Consider the following 10935-nt stretch of genomic DNA (forward strand, 5'->3'; position numbering starts at 1 on the left):
TATGGCCGCCGCGAGTTGAAAGCTGCGCCGGGCGCGTCTTGGCTGGGCTCGACGGATCAGGGGAATCTTTCGCCGTCGGATCCGCGGCTAGACTCCGGGATGAGATCTTCGCCCCCGCGCCTGAGCGGAAGCCTGGTTGCGTCAGGCTCTTGCGGCGGCGATACGCTCTTCGATCTCAGGCCAGGACAGACCATACCGCTGGGCCAGAGCCATGCGTAGCACGTCCTCGGTGTAGCCCTTCCCGCTGCTGCCGGCGTCCGGCTCGCGCTTTGGCTCACCAAAGGGTGGCTCGACCAGCAGGATCATGAAGCGGCGATCCGCGACAGGGAGAACAGCCACAGTCAATTCAGGCATACTCGCTCCATCAGGATGATTCTTGGGAGATCCTGCGCCGCGAATGTGACTGGCTGATTGCGGTCCTCTGCCGCGACGCCGCGACGCCGCGACCTGCGAAAAATTCATAGCCGCCGGCCTGTCGAGGCGCGGTATGCGTGCTCGCCGGCTAATTTCCGAGCGAGACCCCCATGATTGACAGCACGCCCCCTGCCGTCCTGGTCCGCCCGGCGCAGTCAGCCGATGATGACCTGATCGCCAGCCATTTCCTGCGGATGTGGATCGACCTCGGGACTTCTGCCGAGGCTCTCGAACCCGATGGTCATGGGCGCGTGCTCGCCTTCATGGCGCAAGCTCGCGAGCAATTGGCCTTTGCCGCCTTTGTGGCGGAAGCCGAGGGCGCGATAGTGGCCTCGGCCTCATGCCAAATCCATCGGCCATCCTACCCCAACGTCTTCACGCCGGAGTTTCGGCGCGACGGCTACATCTGGGGTGTGTTTGTGGAGCCGGCTTGGCGCACGCGCGGGCTGGCCCGCCGCTTGACGGAGGCCACATTGTTCCACCTTCGCGGGCTGGGCTGCGGCCGCGCAATCCTGAACGCCTCGCCAAAGGGCCGATCTCTATACGATCGGATGGGCTTCCAGCAGTCCAACGAGATGCGGCTTGAACTGAGATAGCCCGGCCTCTCAGGATGCCCCAGGCACCGGAAGAACGGCTTCTTCGTCCCTTCCGCCATAGCCGGATCGCTGACCCAGGGATCGGCACTGCGGCTTGTGGCGATAACCGGGCGTTTTGTAGCAAGTTGTAACTTGGACAGTATCTCACCTTGACCTTACCGCCAAAGTGGTCAGGTTCGCCCGCGCCTCGAAAGTGCTTACGTGCCGCAAGGCTTTCAAAGGTGCCGCAACATAAATAGACAAGAGTGATCATAGTGAAATCGAAGTCTAAATTTCTGGTAGCCGCCGTTCTCTCAGTTGCGTTTGCTGGTGGTCTGTTCGGCTCGATCGAAACGGCGAGCGCGCAGTATTACTATCACGGTCATCATTACCACCATCGGCACTGGGTAAAGGATCACTCCCACCCCCATGGCTACTGGGGCTACTACTAAGCCCGGCATTCCACCGGCCGCACTAGGCGTTACGCCTGGCGATGAAGCCCCGTCCTCACCAGGCGGGGCTTCCGCGCTCAAACACGATGCGCCTTGTCAGGGCGAAGTGAGAGATGCCGACCTCCGTTTCGCCGCCGTTGAACTACCGGCTCGCGGGTTTGTGATTTCGGCTCAGTTTAAGGCTTAAGTCCAAGCTGCGCCGCACAGTGAGACTTCGTATGGCTTCCGCTTATTAGTTGGAGTTCTCCCGATGAGCCGCCGTCTCGTCCCTGGCGTCTTACGTTTCTTCGCCGGTCTTGCGCTCGGAATCTTCCTGGTGGCACGCCCTCCTTACCAAATTGCCGCCTATGCCCAGTCGGATGCACAATCGACATCGGATCCCCAAGCACCGGATGCGCAGTCGCCAGATACCGATGACGGGCCGGGGCTCAGCGGGGCGCTGGACCAACGGGTCGATGAGGACGGCAACCACCTTTCCGCCTCGGCGCCGAGCATTCCCACCTACGACCCGAATGCAGCCTCGGACGTTCCGGGAACCAGCGAGTCACCGACCACCTCCGATCCTGGCAGCAATGGCAGTGCGGATAGCTCAGACTAAGGGTTCCGCGCTGGTATCGAGCGCGGTACTGCGCGGCCGCCAGATTCGTTACGAGACCCGCGTGATGACCGGCGGAGTTCTGCGGTGCGACCAAAATACTTCCACGTCAGCATGAATAGCCGCTAATTGATCCACATGATGCGCCGCACTAAATCCCCGCCATGACCCGTCTCCGCGGCGCCACATCGCAGGCTCCCCTTGACCTGATTCTCTCGGCCTATCTTGAGAATCATCCCAACACACCGGATCCGGCGCGCCTCAGGCAAGCCGTCGCCCAGACACTCGCGGAGCTTGCGCCCGGCTCCCGTGCACTGGCTGAAGCTTTGGCGCAGGCTGCCCACAGGCTCCGCGACACGACGCCGGCAATCGGGCAGCGAAACTCCGTAGCCAAGACACTGCAAGGTGCTGTGGCGAGCGTTGAGAGCGTCGAAGAAATCGAATCGAGTGAGACCGTCGCACCCCCGCAGACGAGGCGGCGGGTGCGACGGACTGCTAGCCCGCAAGACCGCACGGTGGCCCAATCCGAGCTCGCATTCGAGTTCGAGCCCGAAGAGCGGCCAGCCGCTGGGTCGGACGAACCAGCCTCGCCCGTTGTGGCGCAACAAGCGGGCGCCAAGGCTGATGACCCACCCGATGCCGTCGCCTCGACCATCCTCGAGCCTGTTCCGGCAACCGAAGCCGAGACGGCCGAAAGCGCGCCTCGCAAGCGCAAGCGCCCATCGCGCCCGGCGTCTCGGCGGCGCAAGGGCAGCGTGGATGCCACAAGCGCCGAGGAGCCTGACATCGACCGGGCCGCCGCGACTGGTGGCGACAGTCACGAGCCCGAGTCGCAGGCCGAACCCGATAGTGACAGCGAGACTCAGCCTCTACGGCACACCGCCGAGAGTGTGTTTCAAAACTTCCCTCAGAGCGAAAACGCTCAACCCGCACCCATCGACCGCACAGGTGGCGGGTCGGGCCGTCGGTAAGGAGACGAGTGACTTACCAGAAGCTGCTGGCCGCGCGATCCGCGAATGCCTTCATTCCACTGTCACGGCCACATGTGCCCGCGATGGGCTGACGTGCCGGGTCTGACAGCGTAGCCTCGCCGAATGGATGCACGCAGCCAGCCTGGAGAACCCTCTCACCCGACGTACAGCCATCCCCAGATACTGCGAGTCGTCGTCGGCATCATGCTGTGCATGCTGCTCGCGGCGCTTGATCAGACCGTTATCATCCCAGCCGTCCCGGCCATCGCGCGCGATTTGCACAGCTACGGGCATCTGGCCTGGATTGTTACCGCCTATCTGCTGACCTCGACCGCGGCGACGCCGATCTTCGGCAAGCTCTCCGACACCTATGGCCGGCGCGCGCTGATTATCCCGGCCATCGCCATCTTCATTGTCGCGTCCGGGCTGTGCGCCATCTCCACGTCGCTGCCGGAGCTGATCCTGTTTCGCGGCCTGCAGGGTATCGGCGGCGGCGGCCTGTTCGCCATGGCGCAGGCGGCGATCGCGGATGTCGTCTCGCCAAGGGAGCGAGGCCGCTATCAGGGCTATCTCGCTGGCACCTGGGCCTTCGCCTCGATCGCGGGGCCGGTGATCGGGGGATATGTCACGGATAATCTGAGCTGGCGCTGGGTCTTCTGGGTCAACCTGCCGCTCGGCCTGCTCGCAATCTTTCTTTGTGACCGCGCGCTCCGCCTGCTCGTTGTGGTTCCACGTCGCAACCGGATCGACGTGGTCGGCGCCGTGCTGTTGACCTGCGGCATCAGTGCGCTGCTGCTGATGTTGAGCTGGGGTGGCACCGCCTATAGCTGGACGTCGGCGCCGGTCCTGGTGCTGGGTCTGCTCGGGCTCTGTTTGCTTGGCGCACTTGCGGTCCAGGAAAATCGCGCCGCCGATCCACTTATGCCGCCGAGGCTATTTGCCAATGACATCTTCCTGGGCGGCGTGGCGGTCGCCTTCTTCGCCTCGCTCGGCCTCTTCGTCGGAACCTTCCTGCTGCCGCTCGATTTCCAGCTTCTGCACGGCTACGACGCGGAGACCTCGGGCCTGCTGGTGATGCCTTTCCTCGTGTCGAGCACCGCTGGCGCTTACCTGGCGGGTTCGCTCACGCGCCGCCTCGGCAAGTCCAAGATGATCATCGTTGCCGGTCTCTTCGGCGCGGCGCTGGGCTTCTTCCTGCTGGCGACGGGGGGCGCCAAGACCGGCGCGATCCTGATCATGGCCGAGAGCATTGTACTCGGCACTGGCATCGGCGCTTGCATGCCGACAACCATCGTGGTCGTGCAAAACGCTGTGGAACGGCGCGATGTCGGCTCGGCGACCGGCGCGCTGCTCCTGCTGCGCTCGATGGGGGGCGCCTTCGGCAGCACCATCGCCGGTTCTCTGCTCACTCTTAGTTTCGGCAACGCGCTACGGGAATCTGGTATTCACCGCGCGATCGATCTCGGCTCGCTTAGCCAGGGCGCAGCCGCCTTTGCCGGCCTGCCTGGAGATGCGCGCAAGGTGGCGGTACGCGGCCTCGTATCAGGCTTCGGCCTCGCCTATCTGGTGAGCGGAGCGCTGCTGCTGGTCGCGCTCGTGATCGGCTTACGTCTCCGCGACCTGGCACTGCGCAGCGCTCCTCGCGCCGCTGATACCATTGGGCACTGACGGCCTCAGGCCCGTCCAGCCACTTCGCTGTGCTGGAGGATATTGACGAGACGGTTGAAGGGATCGCGGACGTAGAAGCGGCGTACGCCCCATGGCTCATTCACGGGCCCATATTCCACCGCAAGACCCGCCGCGAGGACGCGCTGGTGAATCTCGTCCAGATTGTCGACCTCGATCGAGAGGTCCGGCACGGCTGTCCCGGACCCGCCTTCCGACGCGATGGAGATTTGCGGCGCGCTACGGCCTTCGCCGGCGAAGGTCATGATCCAACCGAAATCCATGACGATCTCTAACCCCAGAATCGCGCCGTAGAAGCCCCGCGCGCCTTCAAGGCGGTCGCTGGCGATATTCGTAACAATACGTTTGACCGTCATTTGCCCTCCAACCAGACCTCTGTCCTATTCGCGCGTAGCTCGCCCCGTTGCGGAGAGCCGTGACCAAAGGCCAGATTGCCTCCGAACCGCACGAGGCCGACGATGATCATCCGCAGCGACGAGACCGCCGATATCCCTGTGGGCACCACCGGGCCGATGCGCCTGCATCTGTTTCGGCCAGCGGTACCGGGCCGCTTTCCCGGCGTGGTGTTCTTCTCCGAGATCTACCAGGTGACCGATCCGATCCGGCGCCTTGCCGCGCTGGTCGCGGGTCAAGGCTATGTCGTGGCGGTGCCCGAGGTCTATCATGAATACGAGCCGCTCGGCACGGTGCTGCGCTACGACGCGCCCGGAACCGATCGCGGCAACGCACTCAAAACCACCAAGCCGATCGCTGCCTTTGACGCCGACGCCGCGGCCGCCCTCGCGTACTTGCGCCAACACGAGGCCTCCACGGGCCGGCTTGCGACGCTTGGCGTATGTCTCGGCGGCCATCTCGCCTATCGCGCCGCCTTGAATCCGGCTGTCTCCGCCGCTGCCTGTTTCTATGCCACCGACATCCATAGCGGAACGCTGGGCTCGGGCGCGGGCGACGACAGCCTCGCCCGCATGGACGAACTCAAGGCGGAGGCGATGTTCGTCTGGGGCCGTCAAGATCCACACGTGCCCTTCGCCGGCCGTCAGGCGATCCGGGAGCGGCTGGAGGCAGTGGGCGCACGTTACGAGTGGCACGAGGTCAACGCCGCTCATGCGTTCCTGCGCGACGAGGGGCCGCGCTATGACCCGGCCTTATTCCTCCAGGCAATGAGCTGGATGCTTGCCTTGTTCCAGAGGACCCTGCAGGGCTGAGCGACCCTCAGTCGGGCTTGCGCAGCACCAAGAGGCAGTATCGCATAGACCCGGTGCGGTAGGCTGCCAGCAAGCGCACCAGAGTCAGAGCAAAGACCCTGTTTGAGGCGGAGCGTTCGGTGAGAAAGCGGCGATAGCTGGGATCGCGCGCCAGCTTCCCAGCCACGCGCTTGAGGCAAATCCACCAGGTCCGGCGAACTTGCCGGCTGATATCGCTCACAAGCTCGACGCGGAAACCCGCGCCCTCCGCAAGCGCACGATAATCGCTTTCGTCGCCCATGCTCGGCAGGCGGCCTTCGCGGCAAATGGGCTCCAACAGATGCCGTACCTCCCAAGTCTTGGGGTTGGGGCAGGCGAGCCAGGCGTAGATCGCGAAAACGCCGCCGGGCTTCAGGGTGCGGAACGCCTCTTCGAAAAAGCGCTGCTTGTCCGGCATGTGCTCGGAACTCTCGATCGCGTAGGCGCGGTCGAAGGCTGCGTCGGGCAGATCATTCGCGAGCCAGTCCATCACCCGGATTGTGACGCCGGTAGCCGGCTCAGTTGCCCCGTAGTCTGCCTGAGCGGCGGAGACTGTCACGCCCGTCACAGTGACGCCGCGCATTGCGGCCAGCCGCCGCGCTGTCGCGCCATAGCCGCAGCCGATGTCGATGAGAGACAGGCCCGGCGTCAATTCCAGCCGGTCGGCGAGACGATCGACCAGCGCCTCTGCCGCCTCGCGCGGCGTCTCGCGCCCGGTTTCCCAATAGCCATGATGCACATGGTCGCCCCAGATCTCCCGATAGAAGCGGTCGAGATCGTTGTAGTGAGCGGCGACGGCGGCCGTGGTCTGCAGCGTCTTCGGGAAGATCACGGGCGTGCCTGTGCGGGAGGCTTAATCCGGCCGACACAAAGCCGGAACGCCATATGCCAATGCACCTCGGCCGGAACGCCAGCGGCGGCAATCAAGCGCTGCCAATCCGCGCGCCGGAAGCTGCGCGCGATCGAGACGGTTCCGTCATAGCGCACAATGCGGTGCCATCCGGCGAGCCGTGCGAGCAAGCGAAAGCCGTAATAGGGAATGGCATGACGGTGCAGATCCGCCACGTACCACCCGCGCATGGCATGGCCTTCCAGCCAGCGCAGGAAAGCGACGACCTGATCGTCGTCGAGATGATGGGTGAACTGTGAACTCACGATGAAATCGGGCCTGGGCTGCGGCTCATAGTCGAAGACATTCCCTTGCACCCAGGCGATCTCGACATCAGCCGGCGTCGCCGCGGCCGCCGCGACCCCGCTGCGGCGGTTCAGATCGATCCCCGTCAGTCGCGGCCGCAACCCCCGCCGCTTAGCCCAGCGATCGATTGCCCGAAGCAGATCCCCGTGGCCAGAGGCGATGTCGAGCACGGAAACAACGGCGCCAGCCGGAATACCCCGCGTCGCCGCGTCCAACCAGCGCAAGGTAGGCCGATGCGTCAAGGTGAGGCGATTGAGGGTTTCGAGATCAGCCAGGCAGCGCGCGTAGTCCTCCGGGTTGGTCGTCTCGTCATCCATGACCTCGGCTTGGGTGCTTCGACGTGAGAGGTCCTGCATGGCCGCGCTCGTTCCTGGCCGGCTGACCGCCGACGACTGCCTCAGTTGCACAAGCTCTGCGACCGCTGGCAAGACACGAGCCCGGATCAGCCGGAAAGCCTGTCGAGCCTGAGGCGCTGACGGCTGTCGGTCAGCCGCCACGCGGCCAGGAAGGCGACGCCGACCGAGGTCAGACCGCTACTACCAGCGAGCAGGAACATCAGGAGGATTTGGTATTTGACCGCCTCCACCGGGTCCATCCCCGCCAGGATCTGGCCTGTCATGATCCCTGGCAAAGTGATGATCCCCGCCGCCGACATCTGGTTGATTATCGGCACCAAGCCCCGCCGGGCTGAGCTGCGAATGAGCGGACGCAGCGCCTCGCGATAGGTGGCCCCAAGAGCAAGCTGCGCCTCGATCGAAACCCGCTCATGCGCGGCACCCTCCAGCATGCTGTCGAGCGAAAGGCTTCCGGCGTTCAGCACGCTGCCCAGGATGATCCCGACAAGCGGGATAGCGTAACGCGGGTTCCACCAGGGATGCGGTTGGATCGCCGTGGTCAGCGCCAGCGCCGCCGTCACGCCCGTCGCCACGGTCACGACGGCCGCCGCGATCGCGTAGTTGCCGAAACGCGCGAGGCGCCGCTCGGTCCGGGCACCCACCTCGCGGGAGGCGACCAGCGTCATGAGCAATACGATCAGCAACGTGACTACGGGCGAACCAAGCGAGAAGACCGCGCGCAGAACGTAGCCCACGAGCAGGAGTTGCACGACCAGCCGCACCGAGGCCACGGTGATCTGGCGATGCAGCCGCAACCCAAGAATGACCGACAGCGCGCCGTCCAACAGGATCAGCAAGGCCGCCACGGCAAGGTCGCCCGGCGTGAGGAGGATGGGGGTCATGCCGGGATCAACCGCCCGTCACGCATGACCAACCGCTGATCCGCCAGGCGCTCGGCCTGGGCCGCGTCATGCGTCACGATGATGATCGACGTGCCGCCATTCAGCCGCTCGCGCAGAACCTCCTCTACCATGCCAGTGCTTTCCGGATCGAGCGGGCCGGTCGGCTCGTCCAACAGCAGCACCGGCGGCTCCAACACGAGAGCGCGCAGCAGCGACAGCCGTTGTCGCTCGCCTGTCGAACACAGCCGCACCGCCTGTGCGAAAATGCCGGATCCCAGACCAAGCCGCGCCGCCAAGGCCAAAGGCGGTGCTGGCGAGAAATGCGCACCAACGCTGTCGTGCCACCAACCCGAATCAGCCGCGCAATACATCACCTGCCGCCGCCACTGAGGTCCCGTCGAGCGCGAGCGCGCGACGCAATCGAGCCACGCTTCCCCCTCATGAGGATCGAGATCTGCAATCATTCGCAGCAGCAGACTTTTCCCCACCCCGGACCGGCCGCTGATCGCAAGGCATTTGCCGGTTCCCACGGCAATATCCAAGGGACCAAGCCCCTCTCGGCGGAGTCCGGAAACCCGAAGCCGATCTTGAGGAACGTCCACGTTAGTTCGACACCCTGCTGATAACCGGCACCTTCTCCACGCACTTGGCCACCCTTAGGTCGCCGAGAGATACGTATCCGCCTGTGCCCCAAAATTTAAGTTTTCGTTAATCGCTAACATTCGAGGGTCTAATGCTGGACCGATACTTCCCAGAACTACCAAAACAACTGCCATGTGAGCATCCTAAACCACTCCTGCCACGCTGGAAATGCACCCGGAACATCGTGATCTCGTCGCTCTAACAGACAGCCCTCTGCACAGACTTCTAGCCAATTGATTAACGCTAGGCATCCGCGCTACGAATTTTTCTTCCGACACAGCAATGATTTGATCATTCCCGCCGACACTCACCACAAAGAGGCTCAGTCACCGATGATCGCTCCGACGACATGTACCTTCTCAAAGCTGCGAGCTCCCAGGATGACTCAAAGCAAACATGATCGCAAAGCACATTTTGGAAAAAGAGATATTCCATGGACGGGTCCTCCGGATCGTTTCCAGAATTCCAATTCACAAATAACAGTACGGTTCCCGGCGCCGATGCTCAACCAATCTTTGGCAGCGTCTTCGGCAGCGGTGCCTCCGTCGGCGCATCGAGCGCCGTAAGCTCAGGGAGCGATGCTGTCCCGGCCGACTCTACATCCACCAACAATTCGCTCATCGTGACTGGTGGCAGTTCGGAAACTCCGTCGGAAACCGAAGTTCCCACCTTCAGCATCTCGGCTTTTTCGGATCCCTATAGCGCGCTCGCTAGCGCGGTGGCGAACCTGCCGGTGCCCGGAGAGGTGACGCCGCCCTTCGAGACTCAGACCGAGTCCGCAACATCCTCCGATGGCTATAGCGCCATCTACGATCTCTCGAACAACGATACCCTGACCGGTGGTTCGGGCGACGTCTCCGCTTTCCTGCAAAACAATACGCAGTTCATTGCGGGCAGCGGAAACGACACGATCTACGCGGGAGGCGCCGATACGATCAACGCGGCAACAGGTGCCAGCACCATCTTCAGCGGCACTGATGGGAGCACAGTTCAAGGCGGCTCAGGCTCGCTTCTGTTCGTCGGCGGGGATGGCGCGGTGTCGGCGCAAGGCGGTTCGGGCAATACCGTGCTCATTGGTGGCACCGGCTCGAACGTCAGTAACCTCGTGGCTGGCACCGGTAACAGCACGCTGATCGGTGGCAGCGGCGACGGATCAACGACATTGAGCGGCGGCGTGGGTGATCCCGCCGGCGCCACCAGTATGCTCGCGTTCGCGAACGGAAGCGGCGCCACAACGATGGTCGGGCCACAATCCGGCGACGCGATCATGAACGGAACCACGGGTTCCGGCCAGGAAGTGATGGTCGCGCCAGTCTCCGGCCTCGCCGTTCTCGCTCTCAACAACGCGGCCGACACCGTCGTAGCCGGGGGCGGCGATACGACGGTGATCGGCGGCGGCGCCCCGGATTTGTACGCTTTTCTGTACGGGCTTTCGGGGTCGGAGATAATCCTGGGATTCAAGGCCGAGGATCAAATCGGCTTCACTGGCTCATCTTCAATCTTGAGCGAGCAAGTCATCGATGGCAGTGACATCATTCAGACGAGCGACGGCGCTCAGATCACACTGATCGGCTACGATCACAAACTATTCTCATGATCGCGATTTGCCTGGTATGGCCTCCCTCGGCCGAATGGTGGCCGCTACTTGATGAACGCGTATTTCGAACGGTCGATCGTCAGGGACACAGCCAGGATGATCACCACACCCTTCACGATATCCTGCGTGAAGGAATTCACCTGCGTCACATCCATGCCGTTGGTCAGGATTGCGATCACCAGCACGCCGAGGAAGGTACGATGAGGGCCACCGACACCGCCCGACAAAGCCGTGCCGCCCATCACCACAGCAGCAATCGCATTGAGCAGCAGCCCGCTTCCCGCCGTTGGCGTTCCAGCGCCGACCTGCCCCGTCAGCATGACTCCCGCCAAACCGCAAACCCCGCCG

General features: G+C 63.5%; 13 protein-coding genes. 6 read left to right on the forward strand and 7 right to left on the reverse strand.

The annotated features are described in order from the left end of the window. Positions 1-141: 141 nt before the first annotated feature. A complete protein-coding gene (locus tag GSQ83_RS20095; RefSeq protein WP_158804644.1) occupies positions 142-354 on the reverse strand; it encodes a hypothetical protein in 213 nt (70 codons plus the stop codon). A gap of 170 nt (positions 355-524) precedes the next feature. Between GSQ83_RS20095 and GSQ83_RS20100 the strand changes: the two genes are divergently transcribed. The 4 genes from GSQ83_RS20100 to GSQ83_RS20115 all read left to right on the forward strand — a co-directional run bounded on the left by GSQ83_RS20100 (position 525) and on the right by GSQ83_RS20115 (position 4675). Next, positions 525-1010: a GNAT family N-acetyltransferase gene (locus tag GSQ83_RS20100; RefSeq protein WP_158804645.1), complete on the forward strand. Its 486-nt coding sequence runs from the start codon at positions 525-527 to the stop codon at positions 1008-1010. 681 nt (positions 1011-1691) lie between these two features. Next, entirely contained in the window at positions 1692-2039 is a 348-nt protein-coding gene (locus GSQ83_RS20105) for a hypothetical protein (protein WP_158804646.1), read from the forward strand. A 161-nt stretch (positions 2040-2200) separates the two neighbouring features. After that, positions 2201-3007 carry a hypothetical protein gene (locus tag GSQ83_RS20110; protein WP_158804647.1) on the forward strand — a complete coding sequence of 269 codons (807 nt, stop codon included), beginning with the start codon at positions 2201-2203 and terminating at the stop codon, positions 3005-3007. Between the two features lie 123 nt (positions 3008-3130). Beyond that, the gene (locus GSQ83_RS20115; protein ID WP_158804648.1) at positions 3131-4675 is read left to right on the forward strand and encodes an MDR family MFS transporter; all 1545 of its coding nucleotides are present in this window, start codon (positions 3131-3133) and stop codon (positions 4673-4675) included. A gap of 5 nt (positions 4676-4680) precedes the next feature. Here the strand turns inward: GSQ83_RS20115 and GSQ83_RS20120 are convergent, their stop codons facing one another. After that, entirely contained in the window at positions 4681-5049 is a 369-nt protein-coding gene (locus GSQ83_RS20120; protein WP_158804649.1) for a VOC family protein, read from the reverse strand. A 102-nt stretch (positions 5050-5151) separates the two neighbouring features. On the opposite strand from GSQ83_RS20120, the gene GSQ83_RS20125 reads away from it, so the two are divergent. Then, complete coding sequence (locus GSQ83_RS20125; RefSeq protein WP_158804650.1) at positions 5152-5898, forward strand: dienelactone hydrolase family protein; 747 nt, start codon at positions 5152-5154, stop codon at positions 5896-5898. Between the two features lie 7 nt (positions 5899-5905). Here the strand turns inward: GSQ83_RS20125 and GSQ83_RS20130 are convergent, their stop codons facing one another. The 4 genes from GSQ83_RS20130 to GSQ83_RS20145 form a co-directional block, all read right to left on the reverse strand. Continuing rightward, positions 5906-6748, reverse strand: a complete 843-nt coding sequence (locus GSQ83_RS20130) for a class I SAM-dependent methyltransferase (protein WP_158804651.1) — start codon at positions 6746-6748, stop codon at positions 5906-5908. Beyond that, positions 6745-7467 carry a methyltransferase domain-containing protein gene (locus GSQ83_RS20135; RefSeq protein ID WP_158804652.1) on the reverse strand — a complete coding sequence of 241 codons (723 nt, stop codon included), beginning with the start codon at positions 7465-7467 and terminating at the stop codon, positions 6745-6747. Before GSQ83_RS20135 ends, GSQ83_RS20130 begins: the two co-directional genes overlap by 4 nt. A gap of 86 nt (positions 7468-7553) precedes the next feature. After that, positions 7554-8348, reverse strand: coding sequence for an ABC transporter permease (locus tag GSQ83_RS20140; RefSeq protein WP_158804653.1), 795 nt, complete (start codon positions 8346-8348; stop codon positions 7554-7556). Further along, on the reverse strand, positions 8345-8890 hold the full coding sequence (locus GSQ83_RS20145) for an ATP-binding cassette domain-containing protein (RefSeq protein WP_254065803.1): 546 nt from the start codon (positions 8888-8890) through the stop codon (positions 8345-8347). Before GSQ83_RS20145 ends, GSQ83_RS20140 begins: the two co-directional genes overlap by 4 nt. Positions 8891-9423: 533 nt before the next feature. Here GSQ83_RS20145 and GSQ83_RS20150 point away from each other — a divergent pair. Then, complete coding sequence (locus GSQ83_RS20150; protein ID WP_158804655.1) at positions 9424-10587, forward strand: hypothetical protein; 1164 nt, start codon at positions 9424-9426, stop codon at positions 10585-10587. Positions 10588-10631: 44 nt separating this feature from the next. Here the strand turns inward: GSQ83_RS20150 and GSQ83_RS20155 are convergent. Beyond that, the coding region (locus GSQ83_RS20155) for an ABC transporter permease (protein WP_371418045.1) at positions 10632-10935 on the reverse strand (304 nt) is incomplete at its 5' end.

The sequence above is a fragment of the Acidisoma sp. L85 genome (genome assembly GCF_009765865.1).
GTDB lineage: Bacteria > Pseudomonadota > Alphaproteobacteria > Acetobacterales > Acetobacteraceae > Acidisoma.